Consider the following 26,355-nt stretch of genomic DNA (forward strand, 5'->3'; position numbering starts at 1 on the left):
TTGAGACATCTACACAAAAACCCAATAAAATTTATAAATCTAGGAGTCAACCATGAACACGTTAACAAAATTAGCTTTAGTATTAATACCGACAATGACCTTATCAATGTCGGCTATAGCACACGATCCATCACTGCACGTAAAAAAAGCATAAAAGGCAGATTGTAGCAAAATGGATCACAGTAAAATGGATACGAAAAATCCTGTTGCAATTGCCATGATGAAAAAATGTATGCTGCAGTCAAAGGCTGATAAAAATGCCATGAAAGATATGGACCACAGCAAAATGAAGCAAGTAGAGCATGAAGCCGCTAAGAAAGATGAACATGAGCACAATCATTAAGTTATCTTAGTTAAAAACTTAGCGTTTCTGCCGGTAGCTGGGCGCTAAGTGACTTTTAAAACCTCAGTTCTTGAAGGGAGTTGTATGAAAATTATTAAATTATTATTGTTACTTTTTGCTTTAGCTATAGGCTCAGCCGCTACTGTGATGTATTCCGGTATTGTTGATGTCGCCGCCGATGAGCCGCACAGTGATTTTGTCTATTGGCTATTAACAGAAACCAGAGAAAACTCTATTCGCAAAGCGGCTGAAAATATCATAGTACCTGATTTAAGTGCACCTGAATTATTACTAACCGGTGGCACTGATTATGAATATATGTGTTCCAGTTGTCATCTGAAACCCGGCCAGAGTGAGAGTGATATGAGTTTAGGCTTATACCCTGCGCCACCTAACTTGACTGTATCGAGTGAGGAACATATCGGCCATGAGCATGGTGATGGTAATGATGCAGCTCGGAGAAATTTTTGGATAATTAAGCACGGCATTAAAGCCTCTGGCATGCCTGCGTGGGGTAAAACCCATGATGATCAGCGTATTTGGGCAATGGTGGCTTTTATTAAACAGCTACACACGTTAACACCAGAACAATATCAAATACTTACAGCGATAGATTGACGGTTAGTTGCAATCAATAAAACAAAAGAGAAAGAAATGAAAAATATACCAATTATTATTAGCCTGATTTCGTTTATGGCACTAACTCTGAGCAATAACTCAATTGCACATGCTAGTGATACAGAGAGTTCAAAAGGTCATGAAGTACTGTCAGTATTAACAACGGATGCAGGCAAAGCCGTTACTCAGTTTCATCAAGCAATACAAGCAGGAAATAAAAAAGAAGCTCGGTCTTTTTTAGCTGATAATGTCATCATTTATGAAGGTGGACGGGTTGAACGTTCTGCTGATGAGTATGCCAATCATCATATGCTTGCCGACATGAAATATTTAGCCAATATAGATATAGAAATACTTGAGCATGAGGTTAAAGTGTTAGGTAGTATTGCCTATTCTACGTCTAGAACAAAATTAACAGGGAACGTTAAAGGCAAAAAAATAAACAGCGAAGGTATGGAAAGCATGATCCTGCAAAAAATAGAGGGTAAATGGAAAATTGTACACATCCACTGGTCGCATTAGTAAAAAATAAAACAACAATAATAAATAAAGGATAAACAAATATGAACAAATATATGACGGCACTATTACTACTTATTGTCAGTTTTTTTACCATTGCTCATAATGATAAAGCGCATAGTGATAAAGACATACAAGCAATTATTACAATTATCGACGGTATTAAATCTGGCTGGGAAAATGGTGATGGCACGCCTTTTAGATAAAATTTTTTAGATTTTAAGGGCGCAAGATATATAGAATCTGGCGGTCAAAACCCTGGATTAGACAGCTTGGTTAATCACCACGTTGAACCAGAAAAAGAGGCGATGGAATACCTAAAATTAGACTTTTCCAATATCGAAGTAACGTTTGAAGGAAGTGAGAAAGAGTTTGCTTGGGCTATTGCAGATAGTGCGGTGCAGGGGAAAGTTAAAAAATCAGGTAAAGTATTTGATAAAACAGGCTATCAAACTTTTTTATTTCGTAAGGTCGATGGCGCTTGGAAAGTTATTCACAGCCATTCATCAACTCGCGACAAACGGCCAAAAACGGCTCACAAACATTAACCTTAAGCATTTTATCTTAATATAATTTATGCAGCTAACGCTTAGGTTTTAGTTGTTTCTTGGTAAAATTTTCATAGAGCTAAGATGTATAGCGATGATAATCATCGCTATACATCGAGAAATTCTATTTTGGAATAAAGAAAGAGCTTATGAAAGTAGTTTACTTCGGAAACAATTTATTTTCTTCGTGTTTAAAGTATTTGTTGGATGAAGAGCATCAGATATTGCGAGTATATAAAAATAGTTCTGCACATGATTCATCTATTATCGATAAGTTATGTGAGAAAAATGATATCACTATTTGTGAACACAAACCTGAGTTAAGTGAGCTCAATGATTTGATCTCTTTAGGGGCAGAAATATTCATAATTGCTGAATATGCTTACTTAGTGCCTACTACCAATGTGAAATATGCCATCAATATACATCCAACATTATTACCCGATGGACGGGGCCCTACTCCTTTACCGTATTTAATAAAAATGCCCGAATTTTCAGGAGTAACTATCCACAAAATCTCTAATAATTTTGATTCTGGAGATATGATTTTACAAGCTAAAGTGCTTCAATCTGCCAATGAAAGCATAACTACGTTAATGATAAAAATGCACCTTGAATCTGCCAGGTTATTGAAAATTTTTATTAACAACATTAGTAAGTACTACAAGTCTGCTAGACCGCAAATAAATCATTCCTATTGGTCGAAAGTTGAAATGTCAGAGAGAGTTTTGGATTGGAATGCACCAATAAATGAAATCGAAATACAGCAACGGTGCTTTGGCCATATAGGCTTAATTATAAAGTTAGATCACGCATTATGGATTACATCTCATCTAGAGTTCATAAACTATCAGCATACATCGTTACCTGGAGATGTAGCTTTTGAAGACGATAGTTTATTAGCCATCAATGCATTAGACGGGATAGTCTGTATACATAAACGGTCTATCTTCGCGATGCCTGTATAATGAAGTTTTGTTGTTAGTTATATCATTAATTTGAACACATAATATTATGTAATACATTCATTAACCTCATCGTTAACTAGTTATCCTTTACTTATTCGAGATTGCGTCATTGCCAGGAATTACACTTGTACTATCTCGAATAACGGTGGGAATAATATAAAAACCGATGCCTATGCCTGCGCCTACTTTTAAGTCACAACTTATCTTTAATACTGCACCTAAGCTACATTGCATGATTTACCATCCCAGATTCAACGTTAATGCTGATTATATTTCGCATATTTAATACGCAAAGATGACCAAGTAAAATAAAAATACTTTACTGGCTTAATCCTTTAGGGTTAAAAATATCGGTCACACAAGCGGGAAAGACATCGTCAAAAACCACGTTACTAGCTACCAAAGGAGTGGCGGGCATATCAGAAAAATATCAATATTGATTGGCCAGAATACATCTTTTCCCATCCTGAGCTTTATTCAACTCCAGAAAATCTAGCAATATTTATGATTGTGTTAGTTACAGGAAGATTTATCAGTCAAAATACCTTAAAGCAATTGTGGCAAACTCGCTTCGACGTTAATGACGTGAAGCCATGGATGGTTGGGAACGGCCTGAACATCGTCACTCTTTCACATCCATGTGATCGTGACATACCGTTCGGCCTGAACATCGTCACTCTTTCACATCCATGTGATCGTGACATACCGTTCGGCCTGAACATAAAAAAGCCAGCATAAGCTGGCTTTCAAATTATAAGGCATTCAAAAAAACTAGTGTTTAAAGCACACCACGTTCAATTTGGTTAAGTTCAATTGACTTAAATAAAGCGGTAAAGTTGCCTTCGCCAAAGCCTTGGTCATCAACACGTTGGATCATCTCAATAAAGATAGGTCCAAAAATATTTTTGGTGAATATCTGTAACAAGTATGAGTTTTCTTTTTGGCTATCTACTAACACTTGATGATCACGAATACGCTGATGGTCTTCTTTAACCCACGGAATACGATCAAATACGTCGTCATAATATTCAGGTACGATATTTAAGGTATCAATGATGTTTTTGTCTAATTGATCTAAAGAGCCTAATAAATCATCTGAGATAAAGGCTAAATGCTGTACACCTGGGCCATTATATTCATCTAAATACTCATCAATTTGGTTATTGCTTGTACCTTTACCTTCATTAATAGGAATACAGAAAGTGCCACACGGAGATTGTAAGGCGTATGATACTAATGCTGATTTCTCACCTTTAATATCAAAGTAACGTACGTCAGTGAAGCCAAATATATTCTTATAAAAGTTAGCCCAAAATTCCATTGTGCCTTGATAAACGTTGTTAGTTAAATGATCAACAGCTTTAAAGCCTTTATCTTTTACCAATACCGGCTCTGCAATATCTTCACAATCATCTTGATAAATAGAACCTTTAGCGCCAAACTTTTCAATAAAGTAAATTAAGCTATCGCCAATACCAAAAATAGCAGGGTAAGGTAATTTTTTATCAACATTTTGAGCTGATTTAGCGCCACGTTCAACGGCTTGCTCGAAAGCAAAATCCGCATCTTCTACACGCCAGCCCATTGAACAAATAGCAGGTCCATGGCTTTTAGCAAATTCTTTAGAGAATCCTGCTTGCTCATTGTTTAAGAAAAAATGGATATCATTTTGATTAAAATAATCAATATCACGGCCTTTGAATTTTTTTGTTTTTGAAAAACCAAAGCCGTAGAAAGCGTCAGCCATAAAGTCAGAATCTGGCGATGCATATTCAATAAATTCGATACCACGTAAATTTAGCGGGTTTGTTACTTCTTTCATAATTGTTTCTCTCACTGTAGCAATAGAGCGATTATTACTGTGAAATCACCGCAGAGGAAGTGAATGAAAAAACGGGTATTATTTGAAGCGTAAATCTATTGTTACGTTAAAATCAGATGAATTATTAGCTGCAAGGATCTAAGCTATAGCGAGTAGTGCACGCAGATGTAACGTTATTTTTACAGCTATATATTGATGCAAAAAATTGCTCAGTTAACCACCTAAAGCAAGCTCAGTATATGGTCACTTTATTGGTCAACCTTGTTTTTATATCATACCAATTTGATTAATTTAGTGATCTACTTTTCCATGAGGTAAAGTGGATAATTACAAGGCAAAAAATTTAGTAAGTAGTTATTCTACATATAAATTTTATAACACCGTCATTATTAATTTTAACCATTAAAAATGAGCAGTTAATTAATCAACTTGGTATCAATTAAAAAGAATAAATATAATAGGTCAACATTCAGCAGATGAAAAAAAACGCCAACCTTTTTAAAAAAGTTGACGCTTAGTTTTACTAATCAAAAATGATTAGTTAGTGCGTTGCTCTTTACGTGGACGAGATGGACGCTCAGCTGCTGGCTGCGTATCTGACACCGTAATAGCAAGTGCTTGACGACGAACTTGAACACGCTTTAACTGTGTAAAAGACTTTTCAGGCATACCTTTAGGTAACTGCACAAAGCTATGTTTTTCATGTAAGTTGATAGCACCAATGTAGCTGCTGTCTAATGAAATTTCATTAGCGATTGCGCCAACGATATCGCCAGGACGTGCACCATGCTCTTTACCCACTTCTAAGCGGTAAGTCTGCCAATCAACATCTGAACGGGCAACTTTAGCTTTACGAGGAGCGCGCTCTGCACGACCTTCACTACGACTATCAGCACGACCACCGCGAGCATCATTACGACCGCCACGACTATCATTACGACCACCGCGTGAATCATTGCGACCATTGCTATCACGATCATTTCTTTCACGTGCATCACGACGAGGTTTAGGATCTTCTTTCGGTTGTAAAGGTTGCTTTAACTGTTTTTGATAAAGTAACGCTGCGGCTAAATCTGTCATTGAAAGTTCTGACTCACTAGCCATTGTTTCAATAATTTCACGCATCGCTGTTAATTCTTTATCAGCAACAATAGATGCTAACTCAGTACAAGTACGCTCAATACGGGCTTTACCAATTTCTTGAATATTTGGTAAGTCGTACATTGCAATAGTGCCAGAAGTTAAACGCTCATAATGACGTAAAGAATACATTTCACGTGGACGAACAAATGAAATCGCTGTACCACTTCGACCAGCACGGCCTGTACGGCCTATACGGTGAACGTAAGCTTCGTTGTCACCCGGTAAATCATAGTTAATAACTAATGAAAGACGCGGAATATCAAGACCACGAGCAACAACATCAGTCGCTACAAGAATTGATGAAACACCTGATTTAAGTTGGTCAACAGTACGTTCACGCTGTGCTTGGTTCATATCACCGTTTAGGGCAACAGAAGCATAACCTGCACGTTCTAATTTCTCAGCAACGTCAATAGTGTCATTACGAGTACGAACGAAGATTAGCATTGCATCATATTCAACAGTTTCAGCAATACGCTCTAATGCCGTCATTTTATTAATGCCGCTAACTTTCCAAGCGTATTGTGTAATATTGGCTTTTTCTTTTTTCACTGCAGCAACTTTAATGTGCTCAGGATTTTTCAAAAAGCGATTCGCTACTTTGCGAATTTGTGGTGGCATAGTTGCAGAGAACAACGCCATTTGTGTTTCTTTAGGCAGATGCTCAAGGATCCACTCAATGTCTTCTAAAAAGCCCATGTTTAACATTTCATCAGCTTCATCAAGCACACAAAATGATAAGTTATCTAATTTAAGGCTCTTACGACGTAAGTGATCCATTAAACGACCAGGCGTACCAACAACAACTTGTGCACCACGTTCTAGTTGTTGAAATTGTGGTTGGTAAGATTGACCACCGTATAAAGTAGCAACTTTTAAGCCTTTCATGTCTTTGGCAAAAGTTTCAATCGCTTCTGCTACTTGAATTGCTAATTCACGTGTTGGCGCTAGCACCATTAATTGTGGCTTACGAAGCGTCACATCAATTTTTGCTAGTGCAGGCAAACCAAAGGCAGCAGTTTTACCTGTACCTGTTTGTGCTTCACCAAGAACGTCTTTACCTTGAAGTAAAGGTGGAATTGTTTGCGCTTGGATTGGCGTAGATGATTCAAAACCTAGTGCTTTTACAGCAGATACTAAGTTTTCAGGCAAACCAAGGGCGTCAAAGCCTACAGAGGCATTGTTAAGATCAGTCATATAATTTTGTCTTCTCATGGTAGAAACTGGCTATACGCCAAAATTCCTACATACATATACGAGGAAACCACCAGGAAGACTTAAGGCACATTCATTACGTTAACGTTGAAAGGTTAACTGGGCAAGTCTATGGGCGGATATACCCCACTCATTTTAAAATTCTGTGATTATCTACGTTTACTATCTAAGGCTCTTTTAGAAACCATTTCGATTCACGATCACAGAGGCGCGCATTATACAGACACAGTGAAATTATACAAGTAATAATGCAAACTTTACCGTATTTAAACATGAAAATAGCTTCAAATGCTTAAAATAAGCACTTAAAGCTACTTTAACCCGAAGAAACGATTGAAGTTATTAAAGGTTAGTTATCTATTTCAAAACCGCCTTTTACCTTTTTAACTCGCATACCGCCTGAGCCACTATTGATAATTTTTAAACCACCTGCTTGTTCCACGTCAATACTGCCAGAGCCATCATCAATGGTGACTAAACCCTCAATGTTTCTAACCATTAATTCGCCAGAACCATCTTCAAAAACGGCATTGCCCGAGACATCCTTTACAAAAATGCTGCCAGAACCATCATCAATATCAAGGTTACCGCCAACACTAGTGACTTCTATCTCACCAGAGCCATCAATAATACTTACATTACCTGTGACTTGGCTTATGTAAATGCCGCCGGAACCGTCATTGATCTTAAGGTGACTCTTAATATCGTTAATAGTCATCTCACCTGATCCATCTTTTATTTCAACTTCTGCATAAATATGGCTAACAGAGATAGCACCTGAGCCATCATCAATTTTTAACATAAGCTGGCTTGGCATGATGACTTTAATATCAATATGTGGCGAATCCCCCTGCCAAAAGCCATTACTGTCAATTTTCGACACTAAATACGCACTGTTACGTGATTGCGTTAAAGTTAATTCAACATCGTTTGTATCTCGACCTTCGGTATATATATCAGCAACTACAGTAATTTCTGTCACATCTTCAGAGCCTTCAATGACCAAAGAGCCTGCTCCAGCTTCAATATCCAATGCGCTAAGTTTTTTGGCATCTATTATCAGTTCTTGTTGGCTATGATAATTAGCATATGAAGGGTTTGCCACTACAATACAGCCACTTAAGATGGTTACGCCTGATATAAATAATAATGCTTGGGTTAATTTCATTGGGTTATTTCCTTGTAAACTATCGTTTTTTAATCATTGTTTTACAATACAATCAAAAATCACGCCAAACAATAAATACCATTAATATTAACAACTTAGAAGGGGGTATAATAAAGGGCAATATCTTTATTGATATATTTTGGTGAAAATAACAATTTATTAGTGAATTTGTAAGTAACAATTAAGTACTTACCTGTTGATTAGATACTTTAGGAAAAGCACTATAATTTAAGCTTATAGGCATTAAGCTATGCCTAATACTTACTAGCGTGTGACTTGTTACGGCTATAGCTTTATTAGTCGTTTCAATTGTCTTAAACGACTTGAGTAATCAAGGGTAAATACACTAACTATATTAAGCAGCGTTATAATAACCATAGTTATAGCAATCATAGTTATAGCAATCATAGCTATTAAACATTTATCAATAACTTAATTGCTTGGCTTGTAATATATGGTTTCTAATAAGCTACATCGTTAAAAAGCAATAAACACGACGCTTGCCGTGTTTATTTATCTGATGGTATTTATAGGGAAATAAATAACTAACGTTAGCTATTCTTCAACACCGTTAAGTAGATCTGAAAATGCAGACAATTTATTAAGCACCATACCGTGTATTGATTTTCTTGGATATCGCCCTGTTCTGGTCATTTTTCCTGCGGGCTGTGCCATTAAAATTTCTATCGCTTGATCAATGTTTTCTACAGCATAAATAGCAAACTTGCCATCAGCCACCGCTTGAATAACATCAGGTGCCAACATCAAATTAATGGTATTAGTTTTAGGAATAATAACACCTTGCTTACCTGTTAAGCCTTTGTCTTGACAGAGACGATAAAAACCTTCAATTTTTTCATTAACACCACCAATAGATTGCACTTCGCCATGCTGGTTCATTGACCCCGTAATCGCTATACCTTGGTTTATCGGTAATTTAGCGATGGCAGAAATTAACGCACATAGCTCAGCCATTGAAGCACTATCACCATCGATATGACCATAGGATTGTTCAATAGCAATATTAGCGGAGATAGTCACGGGGAATTCCTGCCCATACTTATGGCCCAAGTAACCGGTTAAAATCAACACGCCTTTGGAGTGAATAGATCTACCTAAGTCGACTTCTCGCTCAATATCAGTAACGCCTTGACTACCGGCATATACAGTTGAGGTTATTCGCGCAGGTGTGCCAAAAACGCTATCGCCAATTTCGAGTACCGTTAGGCCATTTATTTTACCTATTTGCTCACCTTCAGTATCAATAAGCAGTTGGCGTTCTTTAATTTCGTCTAACCAAGCTTCGCTCATGCGCCCTGTTCTGCGCTGCTTTGCCGCTAATGCCATGGTGACATGTTTACCGCATAAACCATTTTTACCGTCAGATAACTTCCATAAATAAAAGGCTTCATCTAATAGGTCGTTAACTTGTACGATATTGGCTGATATTTTATGCTGATGCTCTGCGCGCCTTAAGGCATATTTAACCAATTCTAAAATCGCTTCGTCTGTTACTTCAGGATAATTATTACGATGAGCACGTTGACGAATTAAATTGGCGTAGTCGTTCAAGTTATGCTGATTTTTCTCTAAATGGCGATCAAAGTCGGCTAATACTCTGAATAACTCGGTAAATTCTTGATCGTAATCTTGCAAAGTGTAATAAATTTCAGGATCGCCCAGTAAAATAACTTTGACATTTAATGGGATTTTTTCAGGTTGCAGACTAAATACACCGGGTTGCGCATATTCTAAGTGCGGATTTTCGATGGTTATTTGTTGGGTTTTCAGCGCCAACTTTAAGCGAGCCCATACAAGCGGTTGCGTTAGTAATTTATCTGCTTCAAGTAATATATATCCACCATTAGCTTTATGAAGAGCACCCGGTCTTATGAGGCGATAACTTGTATAACTAGCACCTTGAAAGCTACCAAAATCAACATGACCAAATAGGTTTTGGAAGGTAGGGTTTTGCTCATAAACAACCGGTGCACCTTCGTCGGCTTTTCGAGTGACTAATAAATTAGGTAAAAAGCGCTCAACCATTAACTTACGCATATCTTTGTCATTAGGCGTTTCGTTACTTTCATCAACGAGTAGTTCTAAAACGGCATCAACAACATGGATTTTCACTTTAGCTAAATATTTTTGAACGCCAATATTACTCACAAACTCAGCTTCTAGCTCTTCTAAAAAAGGTTGAATGCTTTGTGCGGCAGTTTCATGCTTTAACTTGCGTAATTTGTCAGATGAAATACGTTTCCATTGTGGTAGTTCAATTAACTTTTCGGATAATAAATCTTCTAATTTAGCTAATATGATATAAAAATCGGCACGCTTTGGCTCTTTAAGTTCAGCAAATTCTTTATCATTAAGCGGCTTACCTGCAACCAGAGGTGAAAAACCAATTTCACCATTTTCTTCAAACAACAACACATCACTTTTTAATGCTGTCTCTTCCACTTCAGTAATAGCTTGATCATATTTTTTATTGAAATCGCGATCGAGTGCAGCCTTTTGTCTTTGATAGCCAGGGTTATCAAATATTTCTGGAAATAAATCCATTAACTCGTCAATAAATGTATTCATGCGAGTAAGTAACTGCTTACCATCACCAGGACTTACATGAAGGTTATGTGGCGAATTAGGATCATCGAAATTGTTAATGTAACACCATTCATCTGGTGTGGGCTCTTTGCTTGCTGTTGCCGCTAACATTTGTTTGATTAACGTTTGACGCCCAGTACCATGCTCACCCATGGCATAAACATTAAAACCGGGCGCATCCATCGACAAGCCAAAAACCAATGCTTCTTTAGCTCTTTCATGACCAATAAATACTTGCTCTATTTCAGCGGTAGGTGTGGAATTGGCAAATTGTTTAACCGTTAAATCTGCGGTTAATTGGCAAGGTTTAAGGCGTGTGTTGATTGACACATTTGTCATAGAAAATCTCTTGGGTGCGAGTTTAATAGCGTGTAGGGTAAAATTTAGCGAACTGACTTAATATTCAGATAACTAATTAGCAAATAGCTATAGATACGGTTTCATTAAATACAGTGTACAGCGACAACCCTATTAACAGCAAAACAATATCAACAACTATCTGAAAAATTTGCTTTTAGGGTGTTAAACTTATGCGATTAAAGTCTTTGCCACCACAAGCAATACACTCCGCAATAATATTTGCATGGCTATATGTTACACAGTGCTGACATGCTCGACACTGTAATTGTCCAAAACCTACATGATCGCCAACATGGTAACCATCTTGATGTTGAAAATCATCCATAAGCTCTGACCATTCTACTTGTGATTTGTCGGTAATTTGTGCCAAATTTTCCCAAATACTCTCATTCAATATATCTAAATAAATGGAATGTTTAATATCGGCTTGGTACTGCTGGTAAAAATCACTTAAATCATATTTTAAGTTAGTGATGAACTGCTTAACTTGCTGTTCTGGAATTTGTTCGGCAGCGATTAAAATCTTTTTAGCTTGTTCAATTAACTCAACAATTGAGCGAACTTCATTATCGCTAGTATCTCCTAGCCATTCTTGTAAGTTTTGATATACCTCTTGCATACGAGATTGTTCTTGTTTCATAACGCCTCCGTCATTAAATGCTCACTTTTTAGTATAATTATTAAAGTGATAAAAGCCACCATTAACCACCTTAATTAAAGTACAAAGTAATGATAAACGTGGTTTTTCTTGGTTATATCCCTTCGATTCATTAATCGTGCTACTTTTTCATGAGGAAAAATGGATAAATACTAGATATAAAATCTAATAAGCACTTATGCCACTTATCAATTTTATAACGCTGTAGCTTTTCATTTTAGCCATTAAAAATGCGCAAATAATTAATCAACGGGGTATTAGACCAAGGTAATGTTGAAAAATCTGCAGCATTAACCTGCTTTAACTTGTCGCAATGGCTAGAGATAAGGTATCCTATCGGGATAATTTTTATCGCTAAAACCTAACCTTAAAATAACAAATTTTATCTTTATAAATTTGCCAACAAAGTCGGGTGAAGCACTTATTTTAAGCGTGTTTGAGAAATATTAATGGAATCCATTTACAATCCCCAATCAATAGAAGCCGATGTTCAGAAATTTTGGACTGATAACAACACCTTCAAAGCTGAAGAGTTACCAGGAAAAGAAAAATTTTATTGCTTGGCAATGTTTCCATATCCTAGTGGTCGACTCCACATGGGCCACGTGCGAAATTACAGTTTAGGTGATGTTATTTCTCGTTACCAACGCATGCAAGGCAAAAACGTGATGCAACCTATGGGTTGGGATGCTTTTGGTTTACCTGCTGAAAACGCTGCAATTAAAAACAATTCTGCGCCAGCTAAATGGACCTACGAAAACATTGATTACATGCGTAACCAATTAAAGTCTTTAGGATTTGGTTACGACTGGAGTCGTGAATTAGCCACTTGTAAAAAAGATTACTATCGTTGGGAGCAATGGTTTTTCACTCAGCTTTATGAAAAAGGCTTAGTGTATAAGAAAAATGCTACGGTAAATTGGGATCCAGTTGATCAAACAGTACTTGCTAATGAACAAGTAATTGATGGTCGCGGTTGGCGTTCAGGCGCGCTTGTTGAGCGTAAAGAAATTCCACAGTGGTTTATCAAAATTACTGACTATGCAGAAGAATTAATTAACGATTTAGACCAATTAACCGATTGGCCTGAACAAGTTAAAACCATGCAACGTAACTGGATTGGTCGCTCTGAAGGTGTAGAAATGACCTTCCAAGTTGCTGACTCATCAGAAAGCTTCGATATATATACTACCCGCCCTGATACCTTAATGGGTGTAACTTATGTAGCATTAGCAGCACAACATCCTTTAGCCCTTGCAGCTGCAGAAAATAATACTGAACTTGCTGAGTTTATTCAAAGCTGTAAAACCAATAAATCTACTGAAGCTGATATGGCGACAATGGAGAAAAAAGGTGTTGATACTGGCTTAAAAGCTATTCACCCAATCAGTGGTGAAATAGTACCTGTTTGGGCAGCAAACTTTGTTTTAATGGATTATGGCTCAGGTGCGGTGATGTCAGTACCAGGTCATGACCAACGTGATTGGGAATTCGCGACTAAGTACGGTTTAGAAATCAAACAAGTTATCGCCGGTACTGAAGACGATGACGTAACTAAAGCGGCTATTACTGAAAAAAATGTTTTAGTTAATTCAGGTGAATTTGATGGCTTAAGTTTTGAAGATGGCTTTAAAGCTATTTCTGATAAATTAATTAGTGAAAACAAAGGTAAAGTAACGGTAAATTACCGCTTACGTGACTGGGGTGTTTCTCGTCAACGCTACTGGGGTACACCTATTCCAATGATGCACCTTGCTAATGGTGAGTCAGTTCCAGTACCTGCAGATCAATTACCGGTTGAACTACCTGAAGATGTCATCATGAATGGCGTAACTTCGCCTATCAAAGATAACCCTGAATGGGCTAAAACCACATACAATGGTGAAGAAGCATTCCGCGAAACAGATACCTTTGATACCTTTATGGAATCATCATGGTATTACGCACGATACTGTTCACCAAACGACGATACACAAATGTTAGATCCTGCTAAAGCCAATTACTGGTTACCAGTTGATCAATACATCGGTGGTATTGAACACGCGATTTTACATTTACTTTATGCACGCTTTTTCCATAAGTTATTACGTGATGCTGGTTTAGTTACCTCTGATGAACCATTTAAGAAACTACTTTGCCAAGGCATGGTGCTCGCTGACACATATTACCGTGAAGCTGATAATGGTGGACAAGATTGGATTGCACCAACCGATGTTGACGTTGAACGTGACGAAAAAGGTCTAGTTACTTCTGCTATTAGCAAGTTAGATGGTAAACCGGTTATTTCTGCTGGCATGAGCAAAATGTCAAAATCGAAAAACAACGGTATTGACCCTCAAGAAGTGATTAATCTTTATGGTGCTGACACCGTACGATTATTTATTATGTTTACTTCACCGCCAGAGCAAACTTTAGAATGGTCTGACTCAGGTGTTGAAGGCGCTCATCGTTTCTTAAAGCGCGTTTGGAAATTAACTTACGACTTTACACAAGCAGCTGATGTGTCAAATGCCGCCCCAAGTACTGCGGGTTTAACGCTTAATGCAGCACAAAAGTTACTGCGTCGTGAATTACATAAAACCATTGCTAAAGTGAGTGATGATATTGGTCGTCGTAACACTTTCAATACCGCTATTGCTGCGATAATGGAATTAATGAATCACTTAAGTAAAGCGAGCATTGAAAGCAATGAAGACCGCGTAGTTATGCACGAAGCAATTCGCGCTGTGGTATTAATGCTAACGCCTATCGTTCCGCACTTAAGCCACCATTTATGGAATATGGTTGGTGATGGTAATCCAGTTGAAAATACCGCTTGGCCAGTTGTTGACGACAGTGCTTTAATTGAAGATGAAAAGCTTATTATTGTGCAAGTTAACGGTAAGTTACGCGCTAAAATTACTGTTTCAGCTGATGCGACCAAAGAAGCGGTAGAAGAAACCGGTTTTAACGATGAAAACGTTAGCAAATTTATAGATGGTAAAACCGTACGTAAAGTTATTTATGTACCGGGTAAATTATTAAATATTGTAGCTAATTAATTAATACTTTTTCGCATAGTAAATCATGAGTATTAATAAACTCATGATTTACGTTGTAGCCACTTATCAGTGCATAGCTAATCTTATTTACTCTGTACTGATAAAATTTTCATCCATTAAAAAGTGAACACTTTATGAAGCAATTGATCATAGGTCGAATTAGCAAACTGTTATCATTTTGCCTAGTGTTAATAATGATAACGGGTTGTGGTTTTCAACTACGCGGTAATTACTTATTAGCACCTGAATTACAAACCATTGCTTTTAGCTCGGTAGACCAATATGGCGAACTTACACGCTTGGTTAAGCAGCACTTAAGTATTAATGATGTGAAATTAGTGCAAAAAAGTGACGCCGACATCCCGCAAATGCGTATGTTAAAAGACAACTTAGACAGACGAACCTTATCTGTTTTCCCTAATGGGCAAGTTGCTGAATACGAACTAATTTATACAGTTAGGTATCAAATTTTAATTCCAGGGCAAGATATTCAAAACTTCCGTTTTGAGCTTAATCGTGATTATCAAGATGATCCTGACATAGCGCTGGCAAAAAGTAGGGAATTATCGTTAATGTTACGAGAAATGCGCCAAGAAGCTGCCAAGAAAATCTTACGTGATATGGCTAGCATTCAGCTATAGGTAAACTTCATGCGTATATACCATAGTAACCTCGACAAAACGCTTAACCAAGGCTTTCAGCCAATATGGTTAGTATTTGGTGATGAGCTATGGCAAAAAAATGATGCTTTAGAGAAAATTAAGCTGCATGGCAAAAAACAAGGGTTTGCGGAAATAATTCGCTTTAGTATCGACGATAAATTTGATTGGGACGAACTCTTTCAAGAGTACCTATCGATGAGTTTGTTTTCGCCATTACGTATTATCGAAATAGAATTTACTTCAGGTAAAATTGGCGATAATGGCGCTAAGGGTGTAGCAAAATTACTCACCCTTTTACATCAAGATATTCAACTTATATTCCATGGTCCAAAATTGGATGCGGCAACGCAAAAGCGAAAGTGGTTTAAGTCTTTAGAAGCAGCAGGTTGTTTTGTACCTTTATATGATGTTGAAGGTAAGCAATTAAAACAATGGTTGAATAATCAAGCAAGGCACTTACAACTTAACTTAGCACCTGATGTCATTGATTTAATGGCAGAGTTATTTGAAGGCAACCTCCCTGCACTTGAGCAAGAGTTGCAAAAGCTTTCAATTTTGTTTTCACAACAAACAGTTACCTTTGAAGAAGCTGAAAACCTTTTTATCAAACAAGCTAAGTTTAGCCCTTTTCAACTTATCGATACGTTATTGATTGGCGACTTAAAGAAATGTTTGAAAATTTTAGACCAAATGCAACACGACGGTAGTGCGTTTGGTCAATTAATTTGGGTTGTGCATAAGGAAATAAGCCAACTTTATGCCATGTTAGAACAAATGGATCAAGGCAGTGGTATTAACGATATTTTTAAACAATATCGCATATGGGAAAAGAAAAAACCTTTATATCAGCATGCGTTAAAGCACATTACCTTAACGCAAGCAGAGCAAGCATTAGCAAGGTTAGCGCAGGTTGATTTACTCAGTAAAACGAGCAGTGACTTTAACGCGTTTATTTTACTCAGTGATGTTTTCATCAGCTTATTTCATCATGAACTAAGTCAAAACTTTAGTTTAGATTATGAGTATAACTAAGCAAAATCCGCCAAAAATTATTGCTGTGCTTGGCGGTACTTTCGATCCCATTCATTTAGGTCATACTCTGCCTGGCCAAGAAACAGCTAAGTGGATTGGAGCAGAAAAATTATTTTTAATTCCTGCTCATATTCCCCCACATAAACTTGGCACCCATGCCAATGCCAAACAGCGTGCTGAAATGGTGTCATTAATTTGTGCTAACAATGATAATTTCATGCTTGATAGTCGCGAACTTAATCGACATACCCCCTCTTTTACTGTCGATACGTTAAATGAAATTAAAGCTGAGCACCCGAATACAAGTTTATATTTTATAATGGGTATGGACTCACTATTAACATTTACCACTTGGCACTGCTGGCAAGAAATTTTAACTTTATGCAACTTAGTCGTTAATATTCGCCCAGGTTATTCACATCTGGAACTGGAAAACACGCTTACACCAGAGTTAAACGCTCGTCTGATATTTAATTTAACCGATTTGCAGCCACAAAAATCTGGTCAAATAGTTATACATGAAAGCAAGCCAGTTAATATTTCATCAACAGAAATTAGAGCGAGAATAAAATCTGGTTTAGATTGTAGCCAGTACCTAGAAAAACCGGTTTTCAACTTTATAAAGCAGCATAAGCTTTATAACTAAGTTCGAACTAATTCTATTTACTGTCAAAAAAAACGCTATTTATAACGACTTTTGTTCCTGACTTAGTGAAATATATCAATTGTTGAGTAAAAAAGAGGCTAACGACAACATTAGATGGTTAACTGACAAACAAAATAATGCTATTATCGCCGATTATTGCTAATTATAGAGATCCCACTTTGCAAAGTTCAGAACTAATTACTTTTGTTACCGAAAAAATAGAAGACATGAAAGGCCGAGATATCGTTACTTTAGAGGTATCTAAAAAATCGGGTTTCACTGACTATATGTTAGTTTGCTCTGGTAACTCAAAACGTCACGTTATTTCAATTGCTCAATCACTTACTATTGAATGCCGCGCAGCTGGTATTGAAGCCTTAGGTGTTGAAGGTAATGATATCGGTGAATGGTCTTTAGTTGATTTAGGTGATGTAGTTGTTCACATAATGACCGATGAGATCCGCGATCGTTATCAACTAGAACAACTATGGGAATAATCTAAACAACAATGCGCATTACCTTATATGCTGTTGGTAATAAGATGCCCGCTTGGGTTAGCCAAGGGTTTAACGAATATTGTCGCAGATTCCCTCGTGATATGAGTTTTCATCTAGTTGAAATTTCACCTGGAAAACGCGGTAAAAATGCCGATATTGCTCGCATTCTCGAAAAAGAGGGTGAGCAAACATTAGCGGCTATTCCTAAGGGTAATCGCATTGTTACATTAGAAGTTGAAGGTAAGCCTTGGACTACGCCTCAACTTGCCAAGCAACTTGACCGCTGGCATGTTGATAGCAGAGATGTTGCTCTGCTTGTTGGTGGCCCAGAAGGTTTAGCGCCCGCTTGTATTGAAGCATCAGAGCAGAAATGGTCGTTATCGCCACTGACATTACCACACCCAATGGTTAGAGTAATCGTAGCTGAAAGCCTCTATCGTGCTTGGTCAATCAATAATAATCACCCTTATCACAGAGAATAAGTAATGGCTCGAAAAAAACGCGTTGCCATTAGAAACCATAGCGCTGAAGCCAATTTATTTGCACGCCGTACGTTTATTACTTTCATTGCGGTCATCATAATGTCTTTGCTGTTGTTCAGTAATATTTATGATCTTGGCGTTAACTCTTATCAAAAATATCAAACACGCTCTAACTCTAACCGTATAAAACTTTTACCCGTTGCGCCAAATAGAGGCTTAATCTACGATAGAAATGGTGTTCTACTAGCTGATAATACGCCAGTATACAGTTTAGAAGTTATCCCAGAGCAAGTAACCGACATTAAGCAAAGCCTTGCTGCCGTTAGCCAATTATTAGATATAAGCCAAGAAAAACAAGACGAACTACTCAAAGCCGTAAAAAGTAAACGTCGCTTTAAACCGATCGAGCTATATTCTCGTTTGAGCGAACAGCAGGTTTCTTTGTTTTCGGTAAATCAGCATAAGTTTCCTGGTTTTTTTATTGATGCGCGTTTAAAGCGATATTATCCCTTTGCTGATTTAACAACCCATTCGCTCGGTTATGTCGCGCGTATTAATGGTCGAGATTCTGTTGCCCTTGAAAAGCAAGGTTTAGCTGAAAATTACGCTGCCACTCGTAATATAGGTAAGCTTGGTTTAGAAAAATATTATCAAGATATTTTGCACGGAACCATTGGGCATCAAGAAGTTGAAATAAACAACTTAGGTCGTATCATTCGAACGTTAAATTTTACCCCTCCCATTCCAGGAAAAGATCTTACTTTAACTTTAGATATTGAATTACAAATGATCGCAAAACGAGCGCTTTCAGGAAAGCGTGGTGCGATTGTAGCCATTGATCCAAGAGATGGTGGCGTATTGGCCATGTACTCAAACCCTAGTTTTGATGGCAATTTATTTGTCCATGGTATTAGTAGTAAAAAATATAAAAAGCTTTTAGCACCAGAGAGTAACAAACCGCTTTTAAATCGTGCGGTACAAGGTTATCCGCCCGCTTCAACAATTAAGCCACTACTCGCCCTTACGGGTTTAGACGATGGTGTTATTACTCCAGAAACTGAAATTTATGACCCTGGCTTTTATCAACTCCCTGGCATTGAGACTAAACGTCGTGATTGGAAAAAATGGGGTCATGGAAAAGTTAATTTAACTAAATCATTAGAGCAATCTTGTAATATTTATTACTATGATTTGGCCTACAAGCTCGGTATTACCAAAATTAGTCAAATGATGAGAAAATTTGGTTTTGGTGATTACACTGGGATTGATCTTCACGAAGAAAGCCGTGCCATAATGCCTAGCATTGAATGGAAAAGAGAACGATACAATAAAGGTTGGTATACCGGAGAAACGCTTTCAGTAGGTATCGGACAAAGTTACTGGTCAGTTACACCCTTGCAGTTATCTCAAGCGATATCTATCTTGGTTAACAAAGGACAAATTAAAGTACCACACTTATTAAAGTCTACCAGTGAAGTGCCTGTAGACGAGCAAGGTATAAGCTCACATATACCTGTAATTACCGAGTATGTCGTTGATGAAAAAGCTCCCATTGTCTTAAAAGATCAAAAAAGTTGGGATGTGGTTTTAGATGGTTTACATAATACGGTGCAAAAATTCGGCGCTACCGGCTATAGTGCATTTAAAGGCAGTAAATATGATGCCGCCGGAAAAACAGGTTCTGCACAAACCGCTAATATCGCACAAGACGAAGAATACGACGCCAGTAAAGTTAAAGAAAGCAAACGTGATAATGCCATGTTTATAGCTTTTGCGCCTTACGAAAATCCTGAAATTGTGGTGGCTGTTGCAATAGAAAATGTCGCCAAAGGTGGTGGTGGAACAAATGCCGGTCCTGTAGCTAGACAAATTATGGATCAGTACTTTGGTGATCGAGAAATTGTCAGTAAAGACCAACGAAAGCATCCCCATCATACCAATGTATATCAACAAAACATCAGTAATACAGCAGGTAATCCCTAGTGCGCAGTACCGGACATGATCAACAACGCCAACGAACTTTTTGGCAACGCTTACACATTGACTTACCTCTACTAAGCGGTATTTTAGTATTAATGACGCTTGGGCTATTTGTTGTTTATAGTGCTGGTGGTCAAGAGACTGCAGTTTTGATCCGACACGCAAAACGTGTAGGTCTAGCACTTTTTGTGATGTTTATTGTCGCGCAAATCCCCCCACTGTCTTATCGTAAATGGGCTGTTCCAGTATTTATTATCGGCTTAATGTTACTAACGGCTGTTTTACTTTTTGGTCATGTCGGTAAAGGAGCTCAACGTTGGCTAGACCTTGGTGTAACTAAGTTTCAACCCTCTGAAATCATGAAGCTTGTCGTGCCAATTATGATCGCATGGTATGTCAGTCAACATGATTTACCCATTAAAATGTCGAAGATTATTATTGCTTTTACTTTAGTACTGTTACCAACATTGCTCATTGCAAGACAACCTGATTTAGGCACTTCTTTACTGATTGCAAGCTCAGGCGTTTTTGTGATATTTCTTGCTGGAGCAAGTTGGAAGCTGATCGGACTTTGTGTTGGCTTAGCTTCAGCGTTCGCGCCTGTTTTATGGATGTTTTTAATGAAACCATACCAAAAACAGCGAGTGTTAACTTTTTTAAATCCTGAGCAAGATCCACTTGGTTCTGGCTATCACATTATTCAATCTAAAATAGCTATTGGCTCAGGAGGCATTCACGGTAAAGGCTGGCTTCAAGGTACGCAATCTCAACTAGAGTTTCTCCCTGAGCGTCATACAGATTTTATTTTCGCGGTATTTAGTGAAGAATTTGGCTTGATTGGTGTTGGCTTATTATTAACGGTATACCTAGCGATTGTTATGCGCGGTTTATGGATTGCGGTCAATGCTCAACATGCGTTTACCAAGCTTTTAGCCGGTAGCCTAACCTTAACATTCTTTGTTTATATTTTTGTAAATATTGGCATGGTCTCGGGATTACTACCTGTGGTAGGTGTACCTTTGCCACTGGTTAGCTATGGCGGTACTTCAATGGTGACATTAATGGCAGGATTTGGCATTCTAATGGCTGTCAGTACGCATAGACGATTTAATATCTAGCAGAAACACTTATTAGACAACGAGCATATTAAAAGAATGATAGATATTTTATGGAAAAATTAAACACAACCCAGCTTATCTGCATAATTTTACTTCTAACAGTAATGTCTGCTTGTAGTACTCAAAATAACAATAGCCGTTATCAACAAAAGCATGATAGTACGCCAACGCGCACGCCTAATGCCAGTGAACTTATTAACGCTACGCCTCGTGCAGAAACACATAGCCGAGGAGGCAACAAACATTACCAAGTATTTGGCAAACATTACCAAGTACTAAAAACGGCAGAAAACTTTAGCCAAACAGGAACAGCCTCGTGGTATGGCAAAAAATTTCATGGCCATTTAACGTCAAACGGTGAAATTTATGACATGTACGCAATGAGTGCGGCACATAAAAACTTACCACTGCCCACCTATTTAAAAGTAACCAATAATAGTAACGCAAAGTCAGTTATTGTGAGAGTGAATGACCGAGGCCCATTTCATCAAAGTCGGATCATAGATTTGTCTTATAGTGCCGCTTATAAACTCGATATGCTAAAAACAGGCACAGCTGATGTCACTATTACAGCAATTAATGATTTTAGCGCTGAAGGTATAGAGAAACTGCAACTTAACACCCCTCACCTAACTGCCGACAATACTGTTATTACGGCATTACCAAAAGAAAAAGTGGTTACTATTCCTCATGCAGGCATAAAGCAGGTTCAGGGTAAGGCGTCATCTTCTCCTGCTTTTAAAAATAAATTTATACAGGTTTTTGCCAGTAAAAGTCAGCTTCAAGCATCTAAAATTGCAAAGGCATTATTACAACAACATAAAAAGAATACACAAATAGAAGAAAAAAATGGAATTTTTCGAGTCCTTGTTGGTCCGATAATAACTAACGATGAATTAACGCGTTTATTATTAGCGATTAAAGACAATGGTCACCCTAAAGCTTTTATTCGAAAATAGCGCTTTTAAACTTTATGGTTTTCAATAAATTTGATCATTAAACTGTATAGATAACAAGCCAAAATCATCAACGGTAACAATTTGATGCTAGAGCTCATTAGAAATCAAAACGAAAAATGTTATACTCCATTAAATATTTATAATTTCCATTAATCGATAGTGCTGTAGGACAATTATGCCCCATATCAAGTTTACTCAAGCGCCTAAAAAACAGATAAAATTATTAACTTTTTTAGGCTCTGTATTATTAAGTGTTTGCTCTCTTTCTCAAGCTCAAACTATTATCCCATCAGCTCCAGAGGTCAATGCTAAAGGTCATATTTTAATCGACTACGCTACAGGTAAAGTTATTGCAGAAAGCAATGCTGATATTTTGCTAGCGCCGGCCAGCTTAACTAAGATGATGACCAGTTACATTATTGGTAAAGAGTTAGCGAGTGGTAACATTAGCAATGAAGACCCAGTAAGAATTAGCGAAAAAGCTTGGGCAAAAAACTTCCCTGAATCTTCAAAAATGTTTATTGAAGTAGGCACAGAAGTACCTGTTAGCTTATTAAACCAAGGTATTATCGTTGCATCAGGTAATGACGCTTGTGTTGCAATGGCTGAACATATTGCTGGTAGCGAAGGCGCATTTGCACAATTAATGAATGCTCATGCAGAACAGTTAGGCATGTATAGTAGCTTTTTTGAAAATAGCCACGGGCTAGACAGCAAAGAGCATAAAACTACCGCACGCGATATGGCAACGTTAGCTATTGCTCTTATTCGTGATGTTCCAGAAGAATATAAACTTTATAGCCAAAAGTCTTTTACCTATAACAACATTAAACAATATAACCGCAACAGCTTATTGTGGGATAAAAGTATGAATGTTGACGGTTTAAAAACCGGTCATACGTCACAAGCAGGTTATAGCTTAGTCACCTCTGCTACTAAAGGTGACATGCGTTTGGTTAGCGTTGTAATGGGTACAGATAGTGAGCGCGCTCGTAAAGTAGAAAGTAAAAAATTATTAAACTATGGCTTCCGTTTTTACGAAACTTACACACCTTATAAAGCCGGTGAAAAATTTGTTAGTAATCGTGTTTGGATGGGTGATCGTAAAGAAGTTGATTTAGGCATTATGGTTAACACTCCAATCACAATTCCTCGGGGTCAGCGAAAAAACTTACAAGCTAACTTTGAATTAGACAAGCAATTAACTGCCCCACTGCAAAAAGGTGAAGTAGTAGGAAAATTATTCTTGCAACTTGACGGTGAAGATATTGCTCAATACCCTCTAGTTACGTTACAAGAGGTCAATGAAGGCAGCATGTTCAATAAATTAATGGATTATGTCAAACTTCAGTTTGTCGATTAATTTTATTAAAAAACATTAGTACACGATTATTTTATCAATATAAACTCAGCTTCGGCTGAGTTTATATCTTTTATTATCTTCACTTTATAAAATATAATCACCACTAAGCATTGATATTAGATAACATCCCCCTCACCTATAGCCTATTAATTAGCGGCAATTGATCACATTCGTAACAAATAGTGTTAAAATATCGCCAATTAACAAATACAGACCATTTTAATAGCGAATAATAGCTTGATACAATTAACTTTTGTCTAAGTTTTTCGCCATTTTAAAGCACTTAACATAACGTTGTTTTACCGATTTAAGAGAAAAAAAATGAATACTAATTTTGATGAATTATTAGATTTCCCCACTGTATTGAACTTTAAAGTTATGGGTGTCGCATGTGACGAACTCCCAGACCTAGTGATAGGCGAGTTACAAAAACATACGCCGGGCGATTATTCACCAAAAATCAAACCAAGCTCAAAAGGTAATTACCATTCAATTGCGGTAGCCGTTACGGTAACAAGTAAAGAGCATATCGAAAAAATATATAAAACCTTAAACGCGATTGAGCAAGTTCGCTACGTACTTTAATCCCTACTAATTGTCCGGTGTATTCCAATTACTATTTGGATATAATGCGCGCAATGAAATTGATAGAGATGTATTTTGAAAAACACTTTGATTATTCGGCAACTGAATAACCTCGACTATGTCGATGTTTGGCATGCCATGCAAAACTTCACCGATAATCGAGATGAAAATACCGCCGATGAACTTTGGTTAGTTGAACACCCTCCAGTATTTACCCAAGGACAGGCAGGAAAAGACGAACACCTGCTCATGCCTGGTGATATTCCAGTGGTGAAAGTGGATCGTGGTGGACAAGTTACTTACCATGGCCCTGGTCAACAAGTTATATACTTTATGATAAACTTGCGCCGCAGAAAAATGGGCGTTAGGCAATTAGTCACTCTCATTGAAAATGGAATTGTCGCTTCAATGGCTGACTTTGGCATTAATGCTAATGCAAAGCCAGATGCACCAGGAGTTTATGTTAACGACAAAAAAATTGCTTCCTTAGGTCTTAGAGTTCGAAAAGGCTGCTCTTTTCATGGTTTAGCAATCAACGTCAATATGGACTTATCACCATTTCTACGTATTAACCCTTGTGGATATCAAGGCTTAGAAATGATACAAACAATCGATTTACAGGGCCCTGCCACTGTAGAGCAAGCGGGTGAATCACTGGTTAAACACCTTAGTGAACTATTAGACACTCAGCATTTATCTTATCAAACGGGATTGGAAACAATACATGACCACTAAATCATCACGCATTACCCCAGGCACTAAATTACGCGATGCCGAGAAAATGGCCCATATACCAATTAAAGTGGTGACTTCTGAGCGTGAAACTATGCTAAGAAAGCCAAATTGGTTACGTATTAAACTGCCAAAAAGTACAGAACGTATTGATAGTATAAAAGCAGCATTGCGTAAACATGATTTGCATTCTGTCTGTGAAGAAGCTTCATGCCCAAATTTATCAGAATGTTTTAACCACGGCACAGCAACCTTTATGATCTTAGGTGACATATGTACTCGTCGCTGTCCATTTTGTGATGTTGGTCATGGTCGTCCTCTTGCTGCAGACAAAGCAGAGCCACGTAAATTAGCCTTAACGCTAAAAGATATGAAATTGAAATACGTGGTTATTACTTCAGTTGATCGCGATGACTTACGTGATGGTGGTGCACAACAATTTGTTGATTGTATAACAGAAATAGCCGAGCATTCTCCACATACTAAAGTAGAAATATTAGTGCCAGATTTCCGCGGCCGTATGGATCGCGCTTTAGAAATTTTAAATACGCATCCCCCTGGCGTATTCAATCACAACTTAGAAACAGCTCCACGTTTATACACCAAAGCTCGCCCAGGTGCTAACTACCAATGGTCTTTAGACTTGTTGAAAAAATTTGGGGAAGCAAACCCTACTGTTCCAACTAAGTCTGGCTTAATGGTTGGTTTAGGTGAAACTAACGAAGAGATTTTGCAAGTAATGCGAGATTTACGTGCGCATGGCGTAACTATGTTAACCATCGGCCAATACTTACAGCCGAGTAAACATCATTTACCGGTAGAGCGTTATGTTCACCCTGATGACTTTGACATGTTTAAACGTGAAGCAGATAAAATGGGCTTTGATCACGCAGCTTGTGGTCCATTGGTACGTTCAAGTTATCATGCTGATAAACAAGCCGCTGGTGAAGAAGTAAAATAATCGTATAGCGATTAACTCAGTTAAACTGTTTAAAATAAAAAAGCTAGAAGTATTAACTTCTAGCTTTTTTGTTTCTGCTATATTTTCACAGTAAAGTTAGTACTTATATTTCAGTCCAACAATGCTAAGTAAAAAATATCCGTAAACTGCGACTATTTAAAGTGCTACTTAAAGTGCTACTTAAAGTGTTATTTAAAGTTGTTTTGTGAACGTCTGGGGAAAGCACTTAGCTAAGCTTTATATTCCATGGGAGTAAAGAATTGATGTCAATTTTTGGCTTGCTCAATTGTTCAAGGCAATGCATGAGATAATCGAATGGTACTAGCCC

At 37.6% G+C, this 26,355-nt stretch carries 25 protein-coding genes; 19 read left to right on the forward strand and 6 right to left on the reverse strand.

Annotated elements, in window-relative coordinates; translation table 11 throughout:
• The first annotated feature begins 187 nt into the window (after window positions 1-187).
• From H4J50_RS19595 to H4J50_RS06225, 6 genes are all read left to right on the forward strand, one after another.
• On the forward strand, window positions 188-343 hold the full coding sequence (locus H4J50_RS19595) for a hypothetical protein (protein WP_259366175.1): 156 nt from the start codon (window positions 188-190) through the stop codon (window positions 341-343).
• Window positions 344-427: 84 nt separating this feature from the next.
• A complete protein-coding gene (locus H4J50_RS06210) occupies window positions 428-961 on the forward strand; it encodes a cytochrome c (RefSeq protein WP_182255153.1) in 534 nt (177 codons plus the stop codon).
• A gap of 36 nt (window positions 962-997) precedes the next feature.
• A complete protein-coding gene (locus H4J50_RS06215; RefSeq protein WP_182255154.1) occupies window positions 998-1,483 on the forward strand; it encodes a DUF4440 domain-containing protein in 486 nt (161 codons plus the stop codon).
• Window positions 1,484-1,524: 41 nt separating this feature from the next.
• Window positions 1,525-1,686: a hypothetical protein gene (locus tag H4J50_RS19600; protein ID WP_259366176.1), complete on the forward strand. Its 162-nt coding sequence runs from the start codon at window positions 1,525-1,527 to the stop codon at window positions 1,684-1,686.
• Window positions 1,687-1,752: 66 nt separating this feature from the next.
• Window positions 1,753-2,028 (forward strand): nuclear transport factor 2 family protein, encoded by a 276-nt coding sequence (locus tag H4J50_RS19605; protein WP_259366177.1) that lies wholly within the window; start codon window positions 1,753-1,755, stop codon window positions 2,026-2,028.
• A 149-nt stretch (window positions 2,029-2,177) separates the two neighbouring features.
• On the forward strand, window positions 2,178-2,996 hold the full coding sequence (locus H4J50_RS06225; RefSeq protein WP_182255156.1) for a formyltransferase family protein: 819 nt from the start codon (window positions 2,178-2,180) through the stop codon (window positions 2,994-2,996).
• Between the two features lie 87 nt (window positions 2,997-3,083).
• Here the strand turns inward: H4J50_RS06225 and H4J50_RS06230 are convergent, their stop codons facing one another.
• The 6 genes from H4J50_RS06230 to H4J50_RS06255 form a co-directional block, all read right to left on the reverse strand.
• Entirely contained in the window at window positions 3,084-3,230 is a 147-nt protein-coding gene (locus H4J50_RS06230) for a hypothetical protein (RefSeq protein ID WP_182255158.1), read from the reverse strand.
• Between the two features lie 544 nt (window positions 3,231-3,774).
• Entirely contained in the window at window positions 3,775-4,818 is a 1,044-nt protein-coding gene (hppD, locus tag H4J50_RS06235) for a 4-hydroxyphenylpyruvate dioxygenase (RefSeq protein ID WP_182255160.1), read from the reverse strand.
• Between the two features lie 537 nt (window positions 4,819-5,355).
• The gene (locus tag H4J50_RS06240) at window positions 5,356-7,158 is read right to left on the reverse strand and encodes a DEAD/DEAH box helicase (RefSeq protein WP_182255162.1); all 1,803 of its coding nucleotides are present in this window, start codon (window positions 7,156-7,158) and stop codon (window positions 5,356-5,358) included.
• A gap of 367 nt (window positions 7,159-7,525) precedes the next feature.
• The gene (locus tag H4J50_RS06245; RefSeq protein WP_182255164.1) at window positions 7,526-8,344 is read right to left on the reverse strand and encodes a hypothetical protein; all 819 of its coding nucleotides are present in this window, start codon (window positions 8,342-8,344) and stop codon (window positions 7,526-7,528) included.
• A 555-nt stretch (window positions 8,345-8,899) separates the two neighbouring features.
• Window positions 8,900-11,290, reverse strand: a complete 2,391-nt coding sequence (locus H4J50_RS06250; RefSeq protein ID WP_182255166.1) for a Lon protease family protein — start codon at window positions 11,288-11,290, stop codon at window positions 8,900-8,902.
• Window positions 11,291-11,465: 175 nt separating this feature from the next.
• A complete protein-coding gene (locus H4J50_RS06255; RefSeq protein WP_182255168.1) occupies window positions 11,466-11,951 on the reverse strand; it encodes a zinc ribbon-containing protein in 486 nt (161 codons plus the stop codon).
• A 467-nt stretch (window positions 11,952-12,418) separates the two neighbouring features.
• Here H4J50_RS06255 and leuS point away from each other — a divergent pair, with 467 nt between their 5' ends.
• The 13 genes from leuS to lipA all read left to right on the forward strand — a co-directional run bounded on the left by leuS (window position 12,419) and on the right by lipA (window position 26,027).
• Complete coding sequence (gene leuS / locus H4J50_RS06260) at window positions 12,419-15,010, forward strand: leucine--tRNA ligase (protein ID WP_182255169.1); 2,592 nt, start codon at window positions 12,419-12,421, stop codon at window positions 15,008-15,010.
• Between the two features lie 134 nt (window positions 15,011-15,144).
• Entirely contained in the window at window positions 15,145-15,651 is a 507-nt protein-coding gene (lptE, locus tag H4J50_RS06265) for an LPS assembly lipoprotein LptE (RefSeq protein ID WP_108455176.1), read from the forward strand.
• A gap of 9 nt (window positions 15,652-15,660) precedes the next feature.
• A complete protein-coding gene (gene holA, locus H4J50_RS06270) occupies window positions 15,661-16,704 on the forward strand; it encodes a DNA polymerase III subunit delta (protein ID WP_182255170.1) in 1,044 nt (347 codons plus the stop codon).
• Window positions 16,691-17,350 (forward strand): nicotinate-nucleotide adenylyltransferase, encoded by a 660-nt coding sequence (nadD, locus tag H4J50_RS06275; protein ID WP_182255171.1) that lies wholly within the window; start codon window positions 16,691-16,693, stop codon window positions 17,348-17,350. The genes holA and nadD overlap by 14 nt, the downstream gene beginning before the upstream one ends.
• A gap of 179 nt (window positions 17,351-17,529) precedes the next feature.
• Window positions 17,530-17,847 (forward strand): ribosome silencing factor, encoded by a 318-nt coding sequence (gene rsfS / locus H4J50_RS06280; RefSeq protein ID WP_108457739.1) that lies wholly within the window; start codon window positions 17,530-17,532, stop codon window positions 17,845-17,847.
• An 11-nt stretch (window positions 17,848-17,858) separates the two neighbouring features.
• Complete coding sequence (gene rlmH, locus H4J50_RS06285; protein ID WP_182255172.1) at window positions 17,859-18,329, forward strand: 23S rRNA (pseudouridine(1915)-N(3))-methyltransferase RlmH; 471 nt, start codon at window positions 17,859-17,861, stop codon at window positions 18,327-18,329.
• Window positions 18,330-18,332: 3 nt separating this feature from the next.
• Window positions 18,333-20,312, forward strand: coding sequence for a penicillin-binding protein 2 (gene mrdA, locus H4J50_RS06290; protein WP_108455172.1), 1,980 nt, complete (start codon window positions 18,333-18,335; stop codon window positions 20,310-20,312).
• Window positions 20,312-21,427 carry a rod shape-determining protein RodA gene (gene rodA / locus H4J50_RS06295; protein ID WP_182255173.1) on the forward strand — a complete coding sequence of 372 codons (1,116 nt, stop codon included), beginning with the start codon at window positions 20,312-20,314 and terminating at the stop codon, window positions 21,425-21,427. Before mrdA ends, rodA begins: the two co-directional genes overlap by 1 nt.
• Before the next feature lie 50 nt (window positions 21,428-21,477).
• On the forward strand, window positions 21,478-22,386 hold the full coding sequence (locus H4J50_RS06300) for a septal ring lytic transglycosylase RlpA family protein (protein WP_182255174.1): 909 nt from the start codon (window positions 21,478-21,480) through the stop codon (window positions 22,384-22,386).
• Between the two features lie 175 nt (window positions 22,387-22,561).
• On the forward strand, window positions 22,562-23,749 hold the full coding sequence (locus H4J50_RS06305) for a serine hydrolase (protein ID WP_182255175.1): 1,188 nt from the start codon (window positions 22,562-22,564) through the stop codon (window positions 23,747-23,749).
• 321 nt (window positions 23,750-24,070) lie between these two features.
• Complete coding sequence (gene ybeD / locus H4J50_RS06310; RefSeq protein ID WP_108455169.1) at window positions 24,071-24,334, forward strand: DUF493 family protein YbeD; 264 nt, start codon at window positions 24,071-24,073, stop codon at window positions 24,332-24,334.
• Window positions 24,335-24,406: 72 nt separating this feature from the next.
• A complete protein-coding gene (gene lipB / locus H4J50_RS06315) occupies window positions 24,407-25,069 on the forward strand; it encodes a lipoyl(octanoyl) transferase LipB (RefSeq protein ID WP_108455168.1) in 663 nt (220 codons plus the stop codon).
• A complete protein-coding gene (gene lipA / locus H4J50_RS06320; protein WP_108455167.1) occupies window positions 25,059-26,027 on the forward strand; it encodes a lipoyl synthase in 969 nt (322 codons plus the stop codon). The genes lipB and lipA overlap by 11 nt, the downstream gene beginning before the upstream one ends.
• Window positions 26,028-26,355: the final 328 nt, after the last annotated feature.

It is taken from the genome of Colwellia sp. 6M3, from assembly GCF_014077595.1.
Classification (GTDB): Bacteria; Pseudomonadota; Gammaproteobacteria; order Enterobacterales; family Alteromonadaceae; genus Cognaticolwellia.

Bases quoted from the DNA above. Each gene is read 5' to 3' on its own strand.
- nadD (WP_182255171.1), top strand. From the start codon at position 16,691: ATGAGTATAACTAAGCAAAATCCGCCAAAAATTATTGCTGTGCTTGGC.
- holA (WP_182255170.1), top strand. From the start codon at position 15,661: ATGCGTATATACCATAGTAACCTCGACAAAACGCTTAACCAAGGCTTT.
- H4J50_RS06305 (WP_182255175.1), top strand. From the start codon at position 22,562: ATGCCCCATATCAAGTTTACTCAAGCGCCTAAAAAACAGATAAAATTA.
- H4J50_RS06215 (WP_182255154.1), top strand. From the start codon at position 998: ATGAAAAATATACCAATTATTATTAGCCTGATTTCGTTTATGGCACTA.
- H4J50_RS19595 (WP_259366175.1), top strand. From the start codon at position 188: ATGGATACGAAAAATCCTGTTGCAATTGCCATGATGAAAAAATGTATG.
- H4J50_RS06255 (WP_182255168.1), bottom strand. From the start codon at position 11,951: ATGAAACAAGAACAATCTCGTATGCAAGAGGTATATCAAAACTTACAA.
- lipA (WP_108455167.1), top strand. From the start codon at position 25,059: ATGACCACTAAATCATCACGCATTACCCCAGGCACTAAATTACGCGAT.
- lptE (WP_108455176.1), top strand. From the start codon at position 15,145: ATGAAGCAATTGATCATAGGTCGAATTAGCAAACTGTTATCATTTTGC.
- hppD (WP_182255160.1), bottom strand. From the start codon at position 4,818: ATGAAAGAAGTAACAAACCCGCTAAATTTACGTGGTATCGAATTTATT.
- H4J50_RS06250 (WP_182255166.1), bottom strand. From the start codon at position 11,290: ATGACAAATGTGTCAATCAACACACGCCTTAAACCTTGCCAATTAACC.
- leuS (WP_182255169.1), top strand. From the start codon at position 12,419: ATGGAATCCATTTACAATCCCCAATCAATAGAAGCCGATGTTCAGAAA.
- mrdA (WP_108455172.1), top strand. From the start codon at position 18,333: ATGGCTCGAAAAAAACGCGTTGCCATTAGAAACCATAGCGCTGAAGCC.
- H4J50_RS19600 (WP_259366176.1), top strand. From the start codon at position 1,525: ATGAACAAATATATGACGGCACTATTACTACTTATTGTCAGTTTTTTT.
- ybeD (WP_108455169.1), top strand. From the start codon at position 24,071: ATGAATACTAATTTTGATGAATTATTAGATTTCCCCACTGTATTGAAC.
- H4J50_RS06245 (WP_182255164.1), bottom strand. From the start codon at position 8,344: ATGAAATTAACCCAAGCATTATTATTTATATCAGGCGTAACCATCTTA.
- H4J50_RS06230 (WP_182255158.1), bottom strand. From the start codon at position 3,230: ATGCAATGTAGCTTAGGTGCAGTATTAAAGATAAGTTGTGACTTAAAA.
- H4J50_RS06240 (WP_182255162.1), bottom strand. From the start codon at position 7,158: ATGACTGATCTTAACAATGCCTCTGTAGGCTTTGACGCCCTTGGTTTG.
- H4J50_RS06210 (WP_182255153.1), top strand. From the start codon at position 428: ATGAAAATTATTAAATTATTATTGTTACTTTTTGCTTTAGCTATAGGC.
- H4J50_RS06300 (WP_182255174.1), top strand. From the start codon at position 21,478: ATGGAAAAATTAAACACAACCCAGCTTATCTGCATAATTTTACTTCTA.
- H4J50_RS06225 (WP_182255156.1), top strand. From the start codon at position 2,178: ATGAAAGTAGTTTACTTCGGAAACAATTTATTTTCTTCGTGTTTAAAG.
- rlmH (WP_182255172.1), top strand. From the start codon at position 17,859: ATGCGCATTACCTTATATGCTGTTGGTAATAAGATGCCCGCTTGGGTT.